The sequence below is a fragment of the Cellulomonas fimi ATCC 484 genome (assembly GCF_000212695.1).
Classification (GTDB): Bacteria; Actinomycetota; Actinomycetes; order Actinomycetales; family Cellulomonadaceae; genus Cellulomonas; species Cellulomonas fimi.
In genome coordinates, this window is record NC_015514.1 from 1,502,612 (window position 1) to 1,522,120 (window position 19,509).

The window sequence follows — 19,509 nt, forward strand, 5'->3', positions numbered from 1 at the left end:
CGGTGCATCGCCACGTGCTCGAGGCGGCGCTGCACGGCGACGAGACGGTGCGCCTCGAGGAGCGCGCGACGGCGCTCGACCAGGCGCTCGTCGTCGGCGGGTCGCGGCTCGAGCCGCCCGTCGTCGCGCGCGTGGGCGCGGTGATCGACCGTGTGCGCGAGCGGCTCGAGCTCGGCGTCGACCACTCGGTGGTCGCACTCGTCGGGGGCACCGGCTCGGGCAAGTCCAGCCTGTTCAACGCCGTGTGCGGGCTGCCGCTGGCGGACGTCGGCGTGCGTCGCCCGACGACGTCCGACATCACCGCGTGCGTCTGGGCGACGGACGGCGGTGCGCTGCTCGACTGGCTCGGCGTCCGGCCCGACCGCCGCACCGTGCGCGAGAGCCTGCTCGACGGCGAGGCGGAGGCGCCGCTGCGCGGCATGGTGCTGCTCGACCTGCCCGACCACGACTCGATCGCGCCCGAGCACCGCGAGGTCGTCGACCGGCTGCTGCCGCAGGCCGACCTCCTCGTGTGGGTCGTCGACCCGCAGAAGTACGCCGACGACGCGCTGCACTCCGGCTACCTGCGCGGGCTCGTCGGGCACGAGGCGTCGATGGTCGTCGTGCTCAACCAGGTCGACACCGTGCCGCCCGAGGTGCGTCCCGAGCTCGTGGCCGACGTCGGCCGGCTGCTGCAGGAGGACGGCCTGACGGGCGTGAGCGTGCTGGAGGCGTCCGCTCGCACGGGCGAGGGCGTGCCGGCGCTGCGTGAGCGCCTGGCCGATGCCGTGAGCGCGCGGTCGCTGGCCGCGCGACGGGCCGGTGCGGAGCTCAACGACGCCGCGGTGCTGCTGTCGTCGCAGGTCGCGCCGCGCGAGCCCGCGCCCGCCGACCTGGCGCTCGGCGGCGTCGTGGACACGCTGGCCGACGCGGCCGGGCTGCCGGCGGTGGCCGGAGCGGTCGCGGCGGTCGTCCGCGGCGGTTCGTCGGTGACCCCGTCGTTCGGGCCCGTGCAGGAGGACTCGGTGGCGCTCGCTCGCGCCGACTGGCTGACGGCGGCGACGGCGGGCCTGCCGCGTGCGTGGCGGCAGGACGTCGCCGAACGGGTCGCGACGACCGCGGAGCTGCGGCTCGCGGTGACCGACGCGCTCGCGCAGGTGACGGTCGTCGCACGGCGGTCGGTCGCCGCGGCGTGGCTGACCGGGCTCGCGGTGGTGCTCGTGGCGGCGGCCGTGACGATCGGCTCGGTCGCGCTCGGCTCCGGGTTCGCGAGCGTCCGGGCCAACCCGTGGGCGCCCGCCGGTGCGCTGCTGCTCCTCGCGGGTGCGGTCGTCGCCCTGCTGGCGTCCGTGTCGACGCGGCGTGCGGCGGCGCACCGGCGGGCGGCGCGCGTGCTGCGCGAGGGGCGTGCGGCGCTGGAACGCGTCGCGCGGGGGCGGCTCGCCGACCCGACCGTCGTGGCGCTGGGCGAGCACCGGCAGACGCGCGAGCTCGTGGACGCCGCGCGGGCCTGAGGGGTCCGCGAGCGCGGGCGCTCCGTGGTGTCGGCGGGTCGCGAGCCGTCCACAGCACCTGCGCGCGCCGCGTGCGTCCACCGGCCGAGGGCGGCCCCACCCGCCGGGGGCGGCCGCCCGCCGACGCTGGGTCCACACGCCCCGCACCGAGCGGGGCCGGGGCACAGGAGGCCCGCATGAGCACGCACTCCCTCGACCTGACCCTCGTCGGCTGGGTCGGCAGCGACGTCCGGCACTTCAACGCCCCCGGTACGACGCCCTACACGTCGTTCCGCATGGCGAGCACGCGGCGCTGGTTCGACCGGCGCGAGGGCGCCTGGCGCGACGGCCGGACCGAGTGGTTCACCGTGAAGATCTGGCGGTCCGGCGCGCTCAACGTCGCGCAGTCGCTGCGCAAGGGCGAGCCCGTCGTCGTGCACGGGCGGCTGTCCACGGAGGAGTGGCAGGCCGACGACGGGGCGCGGACCTCCCTGGTCGTCGAGGCGACGGCGGTCGGGCACGACCTCACGTTCGGCACGACGCGGTTCGCGCGGACCGTGACGACCGCGGCCGACGGTGCCGGCACGGGCGACGTCGACGGACGCCCGCCCGTCGACGTGTCCACGCTTCCGGAGGTCGACGACGCCGACATGGTGCCCGGCGAGCACGTCGTCGACGAGGCCGGCCGGCCCGTGGACGACGTCGACCGGGCGCTCGCAGCGGCGGGCGCGGCCTGATCGCCTAGGCTGGGGGACCGCAACCGACGACGCGGCAGGGCCGACGGGCGCGCCCGCGCAGCCTGTCCGGCCCGCCGTCGTCACCCCACGACATCCCGAGGCGGACGAAGAGCCAGTGGCTGAGTTCATCTACACCATGTACAAGGCGCGCAAGGCGCACGGGGACAAGGTCATCCTCGACGACGTCTCGCTCAACTTCCTGCCGGGCGCCAAGATCGGCGTCGTCGGCCCGAACGGTGCCGGGAAGTCCACGATCCTCAAGATCATGGCGGGCCTCGACCAGCCGTCGAACGGCGAGGCGCGTCTGAGCCCCGGGTTCACGGTCGGCATCCTGCAGCAGGAGCCGCCGCTGAACGACGACAAGACGGTCCTCGGCAACGTCGAGGAGGGTGTCGCCGAGATCAAGGGCAAGCTCGACCGCTACAACGAGATCTCCGCGCTCATGGCGGAGCCCGACGCGGACTTCGACGCGCTGCTCGCCGAGATGGGCCACCTCCAGGAGGCCATCGACGCGGCCGACGCGTGGGACCTCGACGCCCAGCTCGAGCAGGCGATGGACGCGCTGCGCTGCCCGCCGCCGGACGCCGACGTCAAGGTCCTGTCCGGTGGTGAGCGCCGCCGTGTCGCGCTGTGCAAGCTGCTGCTCGAGAAGCCCGACCTGCTCCTGCTCGACGAGCCCACCAACCACCTCGACGCCGAGAGCGTGCTCTGGCTCGAGCAGCACCTCAAGGACTACCAGGGTGCGATCCTCGCCGTCACGCACGACCGGTACTTCCTCGACAACATCGCGGAGTGGATCTGCGAGGTCGACCGCGGTCGCCTCTACCCGTACGAGGGCAACTACTCGACGTACCTGGAGAAGAAGCAGGAGCGCCTGCAGGTCCAGGGCAAGAAGGACGCCAAGCTCGCCAAGCGCCTCAAGGACGAGCTCGAGTGGGTCCGGCAGAACGCCAAGGGCCGGCAGACCAAGTCGAAGGCGCGTCTGGCCCGCTACGAGGAGATGGCGGCCGAGGCGGAGCGCACGCGGAAGCTGGACTTCGAGGAGATCCAGATCCCGCCGGGCCCGCGCCTGGGCAACGTCGTCCTGGAGGCCAAGGACCTGCAGAAGGGCTTCGACGGGCGCACGCTCATCGACGGGCTGTCGTTCACGCTGCCGCGCAACGGCATCGTCGGCGTCATCGGGCCCAACGGTGTCGGCAAGACGACGCTGTTCAAGACCATCGTCGGGCTCGAGCCGCTCGACGCGGGCGACCTCAAGATCGGCGAGACGGTCTCGATCTCGTACGTCGACCAGTCCCGCGGCGGCATCGACCCCAAGAAGACGCTGTGGGAGGTCGTGTCCGACGGGCTCGACTTCCTCAAGGTCGGCAACGTCGAGATGCCGTCGCGTGCGTACGTCGCCGCGTTCGGGTTCAAGGGGCCGGACCAGCAGAAGCCCGCGGGCGTGCTGTCGGGTGGTGAGCGCAACCGCCTCAACCTCGCGCTCACCCTCAAGCAGGGCGGCAACCTCCTGCTGCTCGACGAGCCGACCAACGACCTCGACGTCGAGACCCTCGGCTCGCTGGAGAACGCGCTGCTCGAGTTCCCCGGCTGCGCGGTCGTCGTCTCGCACGACCGGTGGTTCCTCGACCGGGTCGCGACGCACATCCTCGCCTACGAGGGCACCGAGGAGGACCCCGCGAACTGGTACTGGTTCGAGGGCAACTTCGCGGCCTACGAGGAGAACAAGGTCGCGCGTCTCGGTGCCGACGCGGCGCGCCCGCACCGGGTGACGTACCGCAAGCTGCGCCGCGACTGACCCGGCCGCGGCGACCCAGCCGGTCGCCACGGCACGGCACGGCTCGTCCGACGGGCGCGCGAGGGACGACCTCGCGCGCCCGTCGTGCGTCGTGCACCCGGGCCGGGGCCGCACGCCGATCCACGTGCGGCTGCCGTGGTCGCTCGACGTGCGTGCGTCCGGGGTCGCGCCGGTCCGCGCGCGCTCCGGGCCGCGTCGAGGCAGGCTAGGGCGGCAACCGACGAGGAGGGGCGCCCGTGAGCACGAGCGACGCACCGCGGCTCGTCGACGCGATCGTCGACCTGCGGCAGGCGCTCGACGCCGTCGCGCTCCCGCTCGCGACCCCGTCCGCCGCACCGGCCGCGCTCGAGCGACGGCGGCTGCTCGACCAGCTCGACGACCACCTGCTGCCGCGCCTGCGCGACCCGGACGCGGCGACGCTGGTCGTCGTCGGGGGCTCGACCGGCGCCGGCAAGTCGACCCTGCTCAACTCGCTGCTGGGCGAGCACGTGAGCACACCGGGCGTGCTGCGGCCGACGACGCGCAGCCCGGTCCTGGTGCACCACCCCGACGACGCCGCCGACGTGGACCCGGCGCGGGTCCTGCCCGGACTCGCGCGCGTCCGCGAGCACGACATCGGTGCGGCGCCCGGGGGGCCGGGCCAGGACGCGGCACCCGTGGACCTGCGGGACGGCCCCCCGGACGAGCGGCCTGGGCAGAAGGACGGGGACGGCGGGATCGCGCCGGACGCCGCAGCGACGCGCCCCGAGCCCGGCAGCACGCGGCACGGCAGGGACGCCGGGGCGGCGACGCACGGTCGGGTGCTCCGGACCGTCGCCTCACCGAGGATGCCCCGAGGTCTCGCGCTCGTCGACGCACCGGACGTCGACTCGGTCGAGGAGGCCAACCGCGACCTCGCCGCGCAGCTCCTGCGAGCGGCCGACGCGTGGCTCTTCGTCACGACCGCCGCCCGGTACGCCGACGCGGTGCCGTGGGAGCTGCTGGCCGAGGCGCAGCGCCGTCGCACGCACCTCGCGCTCGTGCTCGACCGGGTCGACGTCGGCACCGAGCGGGCCGTCGCCGACGACCTGGCCCGCATGCTCGCCGACCGGGGCCTCGCCGGCACGCCGGTGCTCGTCGTGCGCGAGGTGGCGCTCGAGGACGGGCTGCTGCCGGAGCCGGACGTCGCACCGGTCGCCGACTGGCTCACGGCGCTGGCCCTCGACCCCGCGGAGCGTGCGCGTGCCGTCGAGGCGACCCGCGACGGCGCGGTGCTCGACGTCACCGTCCGGTCCCAGGACGTCGCCCGGGCGGCCGACGACCAGCGCGAGGCCGCCGACCGGCTGCGCGCGGCCGTGACCGCGGCGTACGCGGCGGCCCGCACGCGGGTCGCGGAGCAGACGTCCGACGGGACGATGCTGCGGGGCGAGGTGCTCGCGCGCTGGCAGGACGTCGTCGGCACCGGGGAGTGGTTCCGGCGGCTCGAGGAGGGCGTGTCGAAGGCGCGCGACCGGATCGTCGAGGCGATGACGGGGCGACGCGCGGCAGACCCGGGCCTCGCGCAGGCCGTCGGGCACGGCGTCACGGCACTCGTCGTCGACGCCGCCGAGGACGCAGCCGCCCGGGCGCACGCCGACTGGCACCACGACCCCGCCGGGTCGGGGCTGCTGGGCGGGCTCGCCCTCTCGCGGGCGTCGGCGGACCTGCGCGTGCGGGCCGAGGAGCAGGTGCGGGCGTGGCAGGGCGACGTGCTCGAGCTCGTGCGCGGCGAGGGGTCGGGGCGGCGCGCGACCGCGCGTGCCCTGTCGTTCGGCGTCAACGGGCTCGGGGCGGCGCTCATGGTGGCCGTGTTCGCCTCGACGGGAGGGCTGACGGGCGCCGAGGTGGGCATCGTCGGCGGGACCGCGCTGCTCGCGCAGCGGCTGCTCGAGGCGGTGTTCGGCGACGAGGCGGTGCGCCGGCTCACCCGCACGGCGCACGAGCGCCTCGACGCCCGTGTCGGCGCGCTGCTGGACGTCGAGGCCGCTCGCTTCGGGGCGGTGCTCGAGCCGCTCGCCGCGCGCGTGGTCGACGGCGGGGCGCTGCGGTCACGTGCGGCCCTCGTCGAGTCGGCGGCCCGCGCCGCCGCGACGGCACCTGCAGGCGGGACGGCACCCGGGGGCGCGGCACCCGCGGGCGGCGACGCCGGCGAGGGGGCGAGCGGCGTCGCCGGCTCGGGACGGCCGCCGCAGGCCCCGCACGACGCGGCCGCCGGGCCGGGGCTGCGAGGGGCGGGGGCGTCCGGCCGGCCCCGCGGGAGCACGAGCGAGGACGCCGCGCACGGACGGCACGCGGCCGAGGACGCCGGGACGGCGGGCGGCCTGCGCGGCTGGTGGGCGCGTGTGCGCCGGGGCGGTCGCGCGTGAGCGCCGCAGCACGCGGCGGGCCTGCGGACCGCGTCGCGGCGCTCGCGGACGCGGTGCGGCTCGCCGCCGGACGCGTCGACGCCGGCGTCGAGGCACAGGCCGCGGACGTCGTCGCGCGGGCCGGGGAGCGGCTGGCGCTGTCGGGCGAGTACACGGTCGTGGCGCTCGCGGGCGCGACGGGGTCGGGGAAGTCGTCGCTCATGAACGCGCTGGTCGGCGCCGAGGTCGCACGTCCGGGCGTGATGCGCCCGACGACGGGTCGCCCGCTCGCGGTCGTGCTCCCGCCGCCGGCCCCGGCGTCGCAGGCGGTCGACACGCCGGCACCACGGCGCGGCGTCGAGGCCCCCGCGGGCCGCGACACGTCGGGACCGGGCGACCTCCTGGACTGGCTCGACGTCTCCGACCGCCACGTCGTCGCGGGGGTGGCCGCTGCCCCCGCCCGCCGCCGCCGGCGGGCTGCCGCTCCGGTCGCGGACGTCGGGGGGCCGCCCGACCTGCCGACCGGTGCCGTGCTGCTCGACCTGCCCGACCACGACTCGGTCGTGGCCGAGCACCGGGCCGTCGCCGAACGGCTGTACGCGCGAGCCGACCTGCTCGTCTGGGTCGTCGACCCGCAGAAGTACGCCGACGCGGCGCTGCACGTGCGGTACCTGCGCCCGCTCGCCGGGCACTCCGCGGTGCTCGTCCTCGCGCTCAACCAGGTCGACCGGCTCTCGCCCCGCGAGGTGCAGGCCGTCGTGGCCGACGTGCGACGGGTCGCGGCGCAGGACGGCCTGCGGGACGTGCCGGTCCTGCCGGTGAGCGCCGCGACCGGCGAGGGCGTCGGGGCGCTCCGCGCGCACCTCGCGGAGGCGGCCCGACGCCGCCAGGCGGCGACGGCGCGTGTCCTGGCGGACGTGCGGGCCGCGGGCGCCGCGCTGCGCGACGCGTGCGGGGCTGCTCCGCCTCCCGGCGCGCCCGAGCGGGGCGTGCCCGCGCTCGTCGACGCGCTCGAGGTGGCTGCCGGCGTGCCGCTCGTCGTCGACGCGACGCGACGCTCGACCCTGCACCAGGCGCGCGCCGTGACCGGGTGGCCCGTCACGCGGTGGGTGGGACGCCTGCGCGCCGACCCGTTGCGCCGGCTCGGGCTCGGGCGGCCCGCGGCGCTCGACCGGATGCGCGGCTCGTCGAGGCGTCCCGACGCGCCGTCCGTCACGGCGGACGAGCAGGCCGCACGGCGCTCGTCCCTGCCGCGCCCGGCGACGACGGCGGGCGCGCTCGTGTCGATCGCGGTGCGCGACTACCTCGACGCCGCGACGACGGGGGCACCCGACGCGTGGACCCTCGCGGCCCGGTCGGCGGTCGACCGTGCCGCGCTGCCGGACGCGCTCGACCAGGCCGTGGTCGCCTCGGCTCCCGCGGGGGAGCGGGACCCGCGCTGGTGGCGAGCCGTCGGCGTCGTGCAGTGGGCGCTGCTGTCGGTGGCCGTGGCCGGCGGGCTGTGGCTCGGCGTCCTGGCCGCGCTCGCGTACCTGCGGCTGCCCGAGCCGGTGACGCCCACCTGGGGCGAGGTGCCGTGGCCGACGGTGCTCGCGCTCGGCGGGCTCGCGCTCGGCGTCCTGCTCGCGCTCGTCGCCCGCGTGCTGGCGGGGATCGGCGCGCGGCGCAGGGCTGGTCGGGTCCGGCGGCGGCTGCGCTCCGGGGTGCGTGACGTGGCCGAGCGGCTGGTGGTACGGCCGGCGACCGAGGAGCTGACCGCGTGGTCCGCGTGCCGCGCCGCCGCCGAACGCGCGGCCGCCTGACCGCCCGACCCGCTGCGGCCTCGTAGGATCGCGGTCGGCGAAGGAGGTCGTGTGGCTCGGCTCGAGGTCCCCGTGCAGCTGCGCTGGTCCGACATGGACGCGTACGCGCACGTCAACAACGTGGAGATGCTGCGCCTCCTGGAGGAGGCCCGGATCGAGGCGTTCTGGCGTCACCCCCAGGCGCAGGACGGCACGCGCCCCGACGGCACCTGGCCGACGGCGGTCCTCGACGCAGGCCCCGGGGCGCAGACGTCGACGCTCGTCGCCCGGCAGGAGATCGAGTACCTCGTGCCGCTCGGGTACCGGCGCTCGCCCGTCGTCGTCGAGATGTGGCTGGGTCACCTGGGCGGTGCCAGCCTCGACGTCTGCTACGAGGTGCGGGACCGGCCCGCGGCCGACGAGGGCAGCGTGGTGTTCGCGCGGGCCACGACCACGCTCGTCCTGGTCGACACGACGACGGGCCGCCCCCGACGGCTCGGCGACGCCGAGCGTGCGGTGTGGTCGGGGTACCTCGAGGAGCCGGTCAGGCACCGCCGGCGGCACGACGCCTGAGCCTGCGGGGCGTCGCGCTCCAGCGGCGCAGGTGCCGGCGCCCGGGGGAGCCGTCAGGACGGTGCACCGCGATCGTCCGCAGCGCGCGGCGCACGCGCTCGACCAGCCCGCCCGCGTCGCGCAGCGGCCGGTCGGAGATGCCGACGACGAGCGTCGGGTCGTACCGGATCCGGCCCACGTCGCCCACGTGGTAGCTGAGGTCGACGTCGTCGTGCAGGTCCTGGCGGTGCCGGTGGACTCCCGGGCCCACGTGCTCCCACACGGTCCGGCGCATCGCGAGGTTGGACCCGAACAGCGGTGGGTGGGCGAGCGCGGCGCCCATGAGCAGCCGGTACGCCCGCATGTAGAGGACGTCGCCGAGCGCGCGCACGACACGGCCGGCGCCGTCGAACCGGCCGGGACCGCTCAGGGCGGCGAGGTCGGGGTCGGCGGCGAAGGCGACCGCCAGGCGCTCGACCCAGTCCGGCGGGGGCACGCTGTCGGCGTCGCAGCGGGCCACGACCTGCGCCGTGACGGCGTCGTACCCGGTCGCGGCGGCGGCCCAGATGCCGGTGGTGGCCTGGTGCAGGCACGTGGCGCCGTGACGTCGCGCGACCGCGGCGGTCGCGTCCCGGCTCGCGTTGTCGACGACCACGACCTCGGCGGGCGGCACCGTCTGCGCGGCGAGCGCCGTGAGGCAGCGGTCGAGCAGGACCGCGTCGTCGCGCGAGGGCACGACGACGGCGACGCTCGGCAGGACGAGCGGCGCCGGCGACGCGTCACCACGGGCCGGACGCGCGCCCGGCCGCGGCCGCCGGGTCTGCGGGCGCGTGCGGTCGCTGCCTCCGAGGCCACGGGTGAGCGCCGGCCCCGTCACGCGTCCCTCCGGTCGGTGCGGGCGCGCTCGGCGCTCTCCGCGGCACGCGCGAGGTTGCGCTGCATGCCGCCGAAGACGACGCCGTGGAAGGGCGCGACGGACCACCAGTAGACGTGCCCGAGCAGGCCGCGCGGGTGGAACAGCGCGCGCTGCGCGAACACTGCCGGGGGGTGCAGGCGGCGCGAGGTGTCCGCGGCCTCGTCGGGCCCGTCATCGGTCTCCACGCGCAGCTCGAGCCACGCGAGCCCGGGGACGCGCATCTCCGCGCGCAGGCGCAGCAGACGTCCCGGGTCGACCTCCTCCACCCGCCAGAAGTCGACGGCGTCGTCCACGAGCAGCCGCTGCGGGTCACGCCTGCCGCGCCGCAGCCCCGGCCCGCCGACGAGCCGGTCGCCCAGGCCCCGCAGACGCCACGCGAGCGGCCAGGAGTACCACCCGTGCTCGCCGCCCACGGCCTCCACGACGCGCCACAGCGACGCGGGCGACGCGTCGACCGGCATCCGGCGCTCGTCGACGTACAGGGACCCGCCCGCCCAGTCGGGGTCGGACGGCAGGGGGTCGCTCGGGGCACCGGGGGCGGCCGCGGACGACCACCGCGTGGTGACGGCGGCGTCGTGCACGCGGCGCAGCGCGAGGAGCACCGCGCGGTCGAAGCCCACGAGCCCCTCGGGCGGGTCCGGCACCCAGCGCGCGATGTCGTGCTCGTCGCACACGACCTCGTGCACGAGCGACTCGACGAGCGGGCGCGCGAGGCCGCCGGGCACGGGTGTCACGAGCGAGACCCACAGGCTCGACAGGCGCGGGGTGAGGACCCCGACGCCCACGACGACGCGGCGGCGCAGTCCCGCGGCCGCGGCGTACCGCTGCATCATGTCGCGGTACGTCAGCACGTCGGGCCCGCCGATGTCGAAGCCGCGGCTCACGTCGGGCGGCATGGCCGCGGCGCCGACGAGGTAGCGCAGGACGTCGCGGATCGCGATCGGCTGGATGCGGTTGTCGACCCACCGCGGGACCGTCATCGCGGGCAGCCGCTCGGTGAGGTAGCGCATCATCTCGAACGACGCCGAGCCGGACCCGAGGATCACGGCCGCCCGCAGGACGGTCGTCGGCACGCCGGACGCGAGCAGGATCTCCCCGACCTCGGTGCGCGACGCGAGGTGCGGCGACAGCTCCTCGCCCTGCGGGTACAGCCCGCCCAGGTAGACGACCCGCCGCACGCCGGCCTCGCGCGCGGCCTGCGCGAACGTCAGGGCCGTGCGCCGGTCACGTGCCTCGAACGTGCGACCCGAACCGAGCGAGTGGATGAGGTAGTACGCGACGTCGACACCCTGCAGCGCGGCCCGGATCTGCTCCAGGTCCGACGCGTCCGCCTCGACGGCCTCGACGTCCCGCGTCCAGGGGCGCCCGCGCAGCCGCTTCGGCGAGCGCGCGAGGGCGCGCACCCGGTAGCCGGCCGCGAGCAGCTCGGGCACGAGCCGGCCTCCGACGTACCCCGTGACGCCCGTGACGGCCGCGAGCGGCGCGTCGGCGCGGGGTCGACCGTCGGGTCCGACACCGGGGACCAGGCCCGGCAGCGTGTGCGCGACGGGTTCCGGGGCGAGGTCGGCCTCGGCGGCGCCGGGTGCCGCGGGGGAGTGCACGGGGTCGTCGCTCATCGGTGCAGTGTCCGTTCCGGCACGCCGCTCCGCACGTCGAGCGCCGGCCGGGTCCCGGTCCCGCGCGCGCGTGCCCGGGCGGTGTCAGCCGCCCAGCAGGCGGAGCGTCTCGCGCTCCGCGACGCGCTGCGAGCGGGTCGGACGGATCGTCGTGCCGTGCTCCCAGAGGTCGACGACGCGCGGGTCGATGTACGACGCCCGGCACACCGCGGGGGTGTTGCCGAGCTCCTCCGCGACCGCCTTGACCGCCTGCGTCACGACACGGCGCCGTGCACGGTCGCTGCGGGGCGGCGGACCGGCCGTCGCGAGAGCCCGCGCCGCGAGCACGGTCGCGTGCCACGTCCGGAAGTCCTTCGCGGAGGCGTCCCCACCGAGCCGCTGCTTGACGTACTGCCCGACGTCGACGCTCGTGACGTCGTGCCACTCGCCGTCGTCGTCGCGCCACGCGAGCAGGTCGTCCATGTCGTCCCTGCGTCGCACGAGGACGCGGACGAGCTCCGCGACCGTGTCGTCCTCGACGACGGTGTCGCGCACCTGGCCCGACTTGGCGGGGAAGTGCAGGTGCACGCGGCCGGCGTCGTCGGGCGACTCCGGCGGCAGGACGCGGACGTGGTCCTTGCGCAGCGTCGCAAGCCCGTACGACCCGTGCCGCTGGGCGTAGCCCTCGCCGCCGACGCGCAGGTACGCGAGGTCGAGCAGCCGGAACGCGAGGGCCAGCACCTTCTGCCGGGGCATCCCGGGCAGCGCCAGGTCCCGCTCGACGTGCCGACGGGCGGCGGGCAGGCGGCGCGCGACGTCGAGCACGTGGTCGTGCTTGAGCCGGTCGCGGCGCCGCCGCCACTGCTGGTGGTACAGGTACTGGCGGCGCGCCGCGTCGTCGAGTCCCGCCGCCTGGATGTGCCCGTTGGGCCAGGGGCTGATCCACACGTCGCGCCAGGCGGGCGGGATCGCGAGCCCGACGATCCGCTCGAGGTGCTCCTCGTCGGTGATCCGCACGCGCTCGACGTCCAGGTACACGAAGCCCTTGCCCGCGCGGCGGCGGGTCCAGCCGGGGGCGTCGATGCGGACGCGGCGGAGTCGCACCATGCCCGGAAGTGTCACCCGGCGCGCCGCGCGCCGCGCGGCGAGCACCCGGACGGGCGGGGCCCGTCACGGCAGCGCGCAGGCGGCCGCCGTCACGCCTCGGGGAAGCGGACCATGCCCTCCTGCGCGATGGACGCCACGAGCGTGCCGTCCTGCGCGAAGACGCGTGCGGCGCCCAGGCCGCGGCCGCCCTGCGCGCTCGGCGACGTCTGCACGTACAGCAGCCAGTCGTCGACGCGGACGTCCCGGTGCCACCACATGGCGTGGTCGAGGCTCGCGATCGACATGCCCGGCGTCACCCAGGACCGGCCGGAGCGGCGCAGGACGGGCTCGAGCATGACCTGGTCGCACGCGTACGCGAGCAGCGCACGGTGCAGCAGCTGGTCCGTCGGCAGCGCGCCGCGCGAGCGGAACCACACCTCCTGGCGCCCCGTGGCCTCGGCGGCCCGACCGAGGTAGATGGACCCGCCGACGTGCCGCACGTCGAACGCCGACTCGTGCGCCCAGAACTTCGCCGCCGGGTGGTCGATCGTGCCGAGCAGGTCGAGCGCGGACGGCACCTCGTCGGGGCCCGGGACGTCGGTCGGCATCTCGTCGGCGTAGTCGACACCCGCCTGCTCGACCTGGAACGACGCGATCATCGACAGGATCGGTTCGCCGCCCTGCAGCGCGTGCGTCCGGCGCGCCGTGAAGGACCGGCCGTCGCGCAGGCGCTCGACGGCGAACGCGATGGGCTCGGGCACGACACCTGCGCGCAGGAAGTACCCGTGCAGCGAGTGCGGCAGCCGCCCGTCCTCGACGGTCCGGCCGGCGGCGAGCAGCGCCTGCGCGAGGACCTGCCCGCCGAACACGCGCCCGTTCGGCTGCGGCAGGCTGCGGCCCTCGAACTCGTCGACGCCCGTGGCCGCGAGGTCGAGCGCCTCGAGCAGGGTCGCGGTCGGGTCGATCACGCCTTCGGTCATGTGCGGCTCCGTCGTGTCGTCTGCGGCGCGGGTCCCGGTGCGCGGCCCGCGCGGGGGTCAGTCCTCGAACGTGTTGAGCAGGGAGTGCGCGGCGCGCTCCAGGTAGTCCCACAGCTCGGCCCTGTGCAGCGGCGCGAGGTCGAGCGTGTCGACGGCGGCGCGCATGTGCCGCAGCCAGCGGTCCCGCGCGTCGGGGTTGACCTTGTACGGGGCGTGCCGCATCCGCAGCCGGGGGTGGCCGCGCTGCTCGCCGTACGTGGTGGGGCCGCCCCAGTACTGCTCGAGGAACATCGTGAGCCGCTGCGCGGCGGGCCCGAGGTCCTCCTCCGGGTACATGGCGCGCAGCACCGGGTCGTCGGCCACGCCGCGGTAGAACTCGTCGACCAGCCGCACGAACGTGTCGTGCCCGCCGACGGCGTCGTAGAACGAGTCGGGTCTCACGCGGCCCATCCTCACACGCGCGGCCTGCGCCTCGGCGCCCGGGACGGGGTCACGCGACGCGCGTCACAGGCGCGGCGCACGCCCGGGCGCGGCGCGTCACAGACCGAGCGTGGTGAGCACCGGGAGCGCCGCGCGGACCACGGCCTCGGCGTCGGCGGCGCTGCTCGCCGCGAGCGCGAGCTGGGCGAGGCGGCGGCACTCGTCGAGCGTGGTCGCCGCCAGGACGGCGGCGACGTCCGGCAGGGCGCGGGGCGTCATCGACAGCGACGTCACGCCCAGGCCGACGAGCACCACGGCCAGGGCCGGCACGGCGGCCGCCTCGCCGCAGACGCCGACCGGGCGCCCCTGCTGCGCGCCGCCGCGGCACGTCGCCGCGACGAGGTGCAGGACCGCGGGCTGCCACGCGTAGGACAGGTGCGCGACGGAGCCGAGCACCCGGTCCGCCGCCATCGTGTACTGCGTGAGGTCGTTGGTGCCGATGCTCGCGAACGCGGCGTGCGCGAGGATCGGGCCCGCGAGCAGGGCCGCGCTCGGGACCTCGACCATGACCCCCGCCGTGTCCAGCCCGTGGCGCGCGCACGCCGCGACGAACTCCTGCGCCTCGTCGACGGTCGCGACCATGGGCGCCATGACCCACACCGTCGCGCTCTCGGCCGCGGCGGCGCGCGCGATCGCGACGAGCTGGTCGTCGAGCACCTTCGGGTGCGCCTGCGCGGTGCGCAGCCCGCGCACGCCGAGCGCGGGATTGGCCTCGGGCTCGCCGGCGAGGAAGGGCAGCGGCTTGTCGGCACCCGCGTCGAGCGTCCGGACCACGACCTTGCGCCCCGCGAACGCCGCGAGGACCTGCCGGTAGGCGGCGACCTGCTCGTCGATCCCGGGCGCCTCGTCGTGGTCGAGGAACGCGAACTCGGTGCGGAACAGCCCGACGCCCTCCGCGTGCTGCGCGGCCGCGTCGGCGGCGTCGCGCGGGCTGCCCACGTTCGCGAGCAGCTCGACGCGGTGCCCGTCGGCGGTCCGTCCGACCCCGTCGAACGTGCGCACCTGCGACGCGAGCGCCCGCGCGGCGGCGACGTCCTGCGCGGCGGGGTGCACGGTGACCGCGCCCGCCCCGCCGTCGACCAGCACGACGTCGCCCTCCGCCACGACGTCCTCGACGCCGCGTGCCGCGACGACCGCCGTGATGCCCCGGGCCCGCGCGAGGATCGCGGTGTGCGACGTGGGGCCGCCGGCGCCCGTGACGATGCCGAGCACGTGCGCGGGGTCGAGCGTCGCGACGAGGGCCGGGGCGATGTCCGTCGCGACGAGCACGTACGGGGCGTCACGGTCGGGGAGCCCGGGCGCGGGCCGGTCCGTGAGGTCGGCGACGAGCCGGTCGCGCACGTCCTCGATGTCCCGCACGCGCTCCGCGAACAGCCCGCCGAGGGCCGCGAACTGCTCGGCGACGGCCTCGGCGGCCTCCCAGACGGCGCGCTCGGGCACGAGCCGGTCGGTCAGGACGCGCTGCTCCGCGTCCGCGACCAGCGTGGGGTCCGCGGCGATCGCGGCCGTCGCGTGCAGGAGGTCGGCGCTCTCGCCCTCGGCGCGCTGCGCGGCGGCCTCCAGGGCGGCCTGCACGCGGCCGGACGCCGCGCCCACGCGGGACGCCTGCGCGGCGTAGTCGGTGCCCGGCGGAAGACGCCGGCCCGCGGGGGGCTCGGCGACCGGCTCGGGCAGGAACGCCGCCGGACCGACGGCCCGTCCGGGGCTCACGCCGAGTCCGCGCAGCACTACGGGTGGGCTCACCGGGGCGTTCACGGGGCACGGCCTCCTCGTCGACGATGCACGGCAGTGTGGTCCGTCGGCGACCGCGCCCGCCAGCGGACACGCGCCGTGCGGTGCGAGCGGACGGGTCTAGGCTGGACGACGCGCGCCGACCGGCCGGCGCCGGTGACGTGGGGAGTTCCATTGAGCAAGGCAGAGCAGATCCTCGCCGCGCTGGGAGGCGACGGGAACGTCGTCGACCTGGAGCCGTGCATCACGCGGCTGCGCGTGGAGGTCAGCGACGCCCATCTCGTCGACGAGGCCGCGCTCAAGGCGAGCGGGGCGTTCGGCGTGGTGCGGTCGGGTCACATCGTCCAGGTCATCGTCGGCCCCGAGGCGGACAACCTCGCGGCCGAGCTCGAGTCGCTGCGCTGAGACGGCGGCCCCCCGGGACGAGGACGCCCGGGGTGCCGGCCCGTCGGCCCGGTCCGCGTCAGACGGAGTCCCCGGGCGGTGCCGCCCGGCGGGCGTCGCGCTGGGCGGCGACGTCGTGCACGGGCGTGTCGTGCGGGTCCCGGGGAGGTGCGCCGTCCCGCGTCTCGCGGTCCTCCGCCGTCGTCGCGCGCTCCTGCTCGCCGGTCTCGTGCGCGTCGTCCGGCGTCTCGTCGGCGTCTCCCGACGGCTCGTCGGCGGGCGCGGTCCCGTCCCGGTGCGCCCGGAGCAGGTCGCGCTGACCCGCGAGCGGCACGTCGGCCCGCTCCAGCACGTCACGCGTGGCGGTCCGCAGGGCGCGCGCGACGTCCCACTGCATCGCCGGTGACGTCCGCACCTTCAGGCGCAGCGTGATGGCGTCGGCGCTGAGCCGCTCGATGCCTGTGATCGTGGGCGCGCCCTGCAGGTGCGCCCCCAGCACCGGGTCGGCCTCGACGCGCGCCGCCGCCTCGCGCAGCAGCGCGCGCACCTGGTCGAGGTCCGCGAAGTAGTCGACGTCGATCTCGACGACCGCGGTGGCCCAGCCCTGCGTCTTGTTGCCGACGCGCAGCATCGAGCCGTTCGGCACGTACCAGAGGGTCCCGTCGGAGTCGCGGATCTTGGTGACGCGCAGCGTGACCGCCTCGACCGTGCCCGTCGCCGGGCCGACGTCGACGACGTCGCCGACGCCGTACTGGTCCTCGAGCAGCATGAACAGGCCCGTGAGGAAGTCCTTGACGAGGCTCTGCGCGCCGAAGCCGAGGGCCACGCCGACGATGCCGGCCGAGGCGATGAAGGGCGCGATGTTGACGCCGAGCTCGGCGAGCACGAGCAGCACCATGATCGTGCCGACGACCACCGTCGCGGTGGACCGCAGCACGGACCCGAGCGTGCGTGCGCGCTGGGAGCGGCGCGCGGTCGCGAGCGGGTCCGTCGCGCGCAGCAGGGTGCGTGCGACGTCCGACTCCCCGAGGGGCCGCATGACGCCCCGCTGGAACCACGGCGTGCCGTCGGCGACGTGGTCGGTGACCCCGCGGATCGCGCGGCGCAGCAGGATCAGGACGACGGTGCCGACGGCGACGATGATGACGATCCGCAGCGGCAGCCCAAGAAACCACTCGAGCCACGCGTTCGGGGACGTCTTGTCGTCCGGCAGCAGGTCCGCGCTCTGCGACGGCTCGGGTGCGGGGGTCGCGGCGGCGAGCAGGTGCGTCGCACGGCTCATCGGGCGGCCCCGGTGCGGTCGGCGACGAACTGGAGCTGCTCGACCGTCAGGGCGACGGACCGCGACAGCGCGCGGGCGCCGTGGCCGACGCCGGTCTCGCGGCGCACCAGGACGGGCGCCTGCGCGGGGTCGGCCGTCGTCGCCGCCTGCAGCGCCGCGGCGAGCTTGCGTGCGTGCAGCGGGTCGACGCGCGTGTCGCCCTCGAACACCGTGAAGAGCGTCGCGGGGTACGCGGTGCCGGGACGGACCCGGTGGTACGGGGAGTAGCCCAGCAGCCAGCCGAGCTCGACCGGGTCGTCGGCGTCGCCGTACTCCTCCGTCCACGTGACGCCCAGCCCGAAGCGCTGGTAGCGGACCATGTCGAGCAGCGGTGCCGAGCACACGACCGCGGCGAACAGGTCCGGACGCTGCGTGAGCGCCGCCCCGACGAGCAGCCCGCCGTTGGACCCGCCCGAGCACGCCAGCCGGTCGGGCGTCGTCCAGCCCTCCGTGACGAGGTGCTCCGCGACCGCGTGGAAGTCGTCGAACACGTTCTGCTTGTGCGCGCGCATCCCGGCCCGGTGCCAGTCCTCGCCCTCCTCGCCGCCGCCGCGCAGGTTCGCGACGACGTACACGCCTCCGGCCTCGACCCAGGCGAGCGTCGCGGCGGAGTACGCGGGGTCGAGCGAGATCTGGAACCCGCCGTAGCCGTACAGGATCGTCGGCGCGGGCGTGCGGGGCCGCCCGTCCGCGTCGAGCGCGTCGGTGCGGGCCAGGACGAACGCGCGCACGACCGTCCCGTCGACGCTCGTGACCTCGACCTGGCGGGCCGTCACGGGCGGTACGTCCGCGACCGCGCCGGGGGGCGACGCCCACAGCGACACCTCGCCCGTCGTGGCGTCGTAGCGGTGCACGCTCGGGACCGTCGTGTGGTCGGTGTACGAGAACCAGACCTCCGCGCCGCCGTCCGGGCGCGTGACCAGCCCGGACACCGACCCGAGACCGGGCAGCGCGACGTCACCCGCGGCGCCGGGGAGGCGCTCGCCCGTCGCCGGGTCGTGCACCGTGACCTCCGAGACGGTGTGCCGGCGCCACGACGCGAGCAGGCGGGTCGGCGTGCGGTCGTCCCCGCCGCCGTCCGTGAACGCGACGTCCTCGAGCACCGCCGTCGGGTCCTGCGCGAGGAGCGTCCGCCAGTGCGCGACACCCGGCGACGTCGGCTCGGTCACCGCGACGCGGCCACGCGGTGCGTCGAGGTCCGTGTGCACGTACAGGCGCCCGTCGCGGCCGACCCACGCCCCCGTCTGCGCGTCGAGGCCGACGGCGACCTCCTCGAACACCGGCGCCGTCAGCGGCCCGGCGGACAGGTCCGCGATCCACACGTCGTTGCGCGGCGCGGTGCCCGCGGACGCGGACACGACCAGCCACCGTCCGTCGCGCGACACCGAGACGCCGTAGTAGCTCGTCCGGTCCAGCCCCTCGCCGAACACGAGCACGTCGTCGTCGGGCGACGTCCCGACCCGGTGCAGCCACACGCGCCGGTGGTACTGCTGCTCGTCGGCCGGCACGAGCTCGGGCGCGAGCCGACGCACGTAGAAGAACGCCTCGCCGCCCGGCAGCCACGCGACGGGGGAGTAGCGCGCCCGGTCGACCGGCCCGTCGACGAGCTCGCCCGTCGTCACGTCGAGCACGTGCAGGACGCTCTCCTCGGTGCCGCCGTGCGAGACCTGGTAGGCGAGCAGGTGGCCTTCCTTCGAGGGCTGCCAACTGTCGAGCGTCGTGGTGCCGGCGGGGTCGAGCGCGACCGGGTCGACGAGCACGCGCTCGCGGCGTCCGCCGTCCTGCGCGGGCTCCGACACGAGCAGGACGCCGTGCTCCTGCTCGCCCGTGCGGCGCACGAAGAAGTACCGCTCCCCGCGCCAGGCGGGCGCGCCGACGACACCCGCCCCGAGCAGCTCGCGCAGGCGGGCGGTCAGCCGCTCCGTCGACCACGGCCCGTCGCCGAGGCGCGTCGCGAGCCCGTGGCGGTACTCCCCGTACAGCGTGTCCTGCGCGTCGGACCACGTGCGGGTCGCGTCGTCGTCGGCGTCCTCGAGCCAGCGGTACGGGTCGGCGACACGGTGACCGTGCAGGTCCTCCACCAGGTCGAGCGCGCGGGCGGGCGGGTACGAGGACGGGGTGGGGTGCTGCGAGGGGACCGTCATGGTGCGCAAGGCTACGACGCCGAGCGGGGCGTCCCGGCAGACCGCCGCGCCTCGCGTCGGGGCCGGTCGGAGCGTCTCCGCTCGGGGGCGTCCGACGCGTCCGGCCGGTGCCCGCCGGCGTCTGCGCTGGTCGCACCGCGCGCCCGTCCTGCGGTCCGGCGGCAGGCTC

The 19,509-nt window shown here is 76.5% G+C and carries 15 protein-coding genes; 7 read left to right on the forward strand and 8 right to left on the reverse strand.

Annotated features, from left to right (window positions below; all coding sequences use genetic code 11):
- Nucleotides 1-2 precede the first annotated feature (2 nt).
- From CELF_RS06955 to CELF_RS06980, 6 genes are all read left to right on the forward strand, one after another.
- Nucleotides 3-1,493, forward strand: a complete 1,491-nt coding sequence (locus tag CELF_RS06955) for a GTPase (protein WP_244851214.1) — start codon at nucleotides 3-5, stop codon at nucleotides 1,491-1,493.
- A gap of 176 nt (nucleotides 1,494-1,669) precedes the next feature.
- Nucleotides 1,670-2,209, forward strand: coding sequence for a single-stranded DNA-binding protein (locus CELF_RS06960; protein ID WP_013770544.1), 540 nt, complete (start codon nucleotides 1,670-1,672; stop codon nucleotides 2,207-2,209).
- A 115-nt stretch (nucleotides 2,210-2,324) separates the two neighbouring features.
- Nucleotides 2,325-4,007, forward strand: a complete 1,683-nt coding sequence (gene ettA, locus CELF_RS06965) for an energy-dependent translational throttle protein EttA (protein ID WP_013770545.1) — start codon at nucleotides 2,325-2,327, stop codon at nucleotides 4,005-4,007.
- 236 nt (nucleotides 4,008-4,243) lie between these two features.
- Nucleotides 4,244-6,391, forward strand: a complete 2,148-nt coding sequence (locus CELF_RS20915) for a dynamin family protein (RefSeq protein WP_013770546.1) — start codon at nucleotides 4,244-4,246, stop codon at nucleotides 6,389-6,391.
- Nucleotides 6,388-8,172 carry a GTPase gene (locus CELF_RS06975; protein ID WP_013770547.1) on the forward strand — a complete coding sequence of 595 codons (1,785 nt, stop codon included), beginning with the start codon at nucleotides 6,388-6,390 and terminating at the stop codon, nucleotides 8,170-8,172. The genes CELF_RS20915 and CELF_RS06975 overlap by 4 nt, the downstream gene beginning before the upstream one ends.
- A gap of 51 nt (nucleotides 8,173-8,223) precedes the next feature.
- A complete protein-coding gene (locus tag CELF_RS06980; RefSeq protein ID WP_013770548.1) occupies nucleotides 8,224-8,724 on the forward strand; it encodes an acyl-CoA thioesterase in 501 nt (166 codons plus the stop codon).
- Here CELF_RS06980 and CELF_RS06985 read toward each other — a convergent pair.
- The 6 genes from CELF_RS06985 to ptsP form a co-directional block, all read right to left on the reverse strand.
- Nucleotides 8,696-9,580 (reverse strand): glycosyltransferase family 2 protein, encoded by an 885-nt coding sequence (locus CELF_RS06985; RefSeq protein ID WP_013770549.1) that lies wholly within the window; start codon nucleotides 9,578-9,580, stop codon nucleotides 8,696-8,698. The two genes, CELF_RS06980 and CELF_RS06985, sit on opposite strands and share 29 nt — an antisense overlap.
- Nucleotides 9,577-11,235: an SDR family oxidoreductase gene (locus CELF_RS06990; protein ID WP_013770550.1), complete on the reverse strand. Its 1,659-nt coding sequence runs from the start codon at nucleotides 11,233-11,235 to the stop codon at nucleotides 9,577-9,579. The genes CELF_RS06985 and CELF_RS06990 overlap by 4 nt, the downstream gene beginning before the upstream one ends.
- A gap of 84 nt (nucleotides 11,236-11,319) precedes the next feature.
- The gene (locus CELF_RS06995; RefSeq protein WP_013770551.1) at nucleotides 11,320-12,321 is read right to left on the reverse strand and encodes a DNA topoisomerase IB; all 1,002 of its coding nucleotides are present in this window, start codon (nucleotides 12,319-12,321) and stop codon (nucleotides 11,320-11,322) included.
- Between the two features lie 89 nt (nucleotides 12,322-12,410).
- The gene (locus tag CELF_RS07000) at nucleotides 12,411-13,280 is read right to left on the reverse strand and encodes an acyl-CoA thioesterase (protein ID WP_013770552.1); all 870 of its coding nucleotides are present in this window, start codon (nucleotides 13,278-13,280) and stop codon (nucleotides 12,411-12,413) included.
- Between the two features lie 57 nt (nucleotides 13,281-13,337).
- A complete protein-coding gene (locus CELF_RS07005) occupies nucleotides 13,338-13,721 on the reverse strand; it encodes a globin (RefSeq protein ID WP_013770553.1) in 384 nt (127 codons plus the stop codon).
- A gap of 96 nt (nucleotides 13,722-13,817) precedes the next feature.
- A complete protein-coding gene (gene ptsP / locus CELF_RS07010) occupies nucleotides 13,818-15,515 on the reverse strand; it encodes a phosphoenolpyruvate--protein phosphotransferase (protein ID WP_013770554.1) in 1,698 nt (565 codons plus the stop codon).
- Between the two features lie 150 nt (nucleotides 15,516-15,665).
- Here ptsP and CELF_RS07015 point away from each other — a divergent pair, with 150 nt between their 5' ends.
- On the forward strand, nucleotides 15,666-15,896 hold the full coding sequence (locus CELF_RS07015; protein WP_041553366.1) for a PTS sugar transporter subunit IIB: 231 nt from the start codon (nucleotides 15,666-15,668) through the stop codon (nucleotides 15,894-15,896).
- A gap of 58 nt (nucleotides 15,897-15,954) precedes the next feature.
- Here CELF_RS07015 and CELF_RS07020 read toward each other — a convergent pair whose 3' ends face one another.
- A complete protein-coding gene (locus CELF_RS07020; protein ID WP_013770556.1) occupies nucleotides 15,955-17,157 on the reverse strand; it encodes a mechanosensitive ion channel family protein in 1,203 nt (400 codons plus the stop codon).
- Complete coding sequence (locus CELF_RS07025) at nucleotides 17,154-19,340, reverse strand: prolyl oligopeptidase family serine peptidase (protein WP_013770557.1); 2,187 nt, start codon at nucleotides 19,338-19,340, stop codon at nucleotides 17,154-17,156. The genes CELF_RS07020 and CELF_RS07025 overlap by 4 nt, the downstream gene beginning before the upstream one ends.
- Nucleotides 19,341-19,509 lie beyond the last annotated feature (169 nt).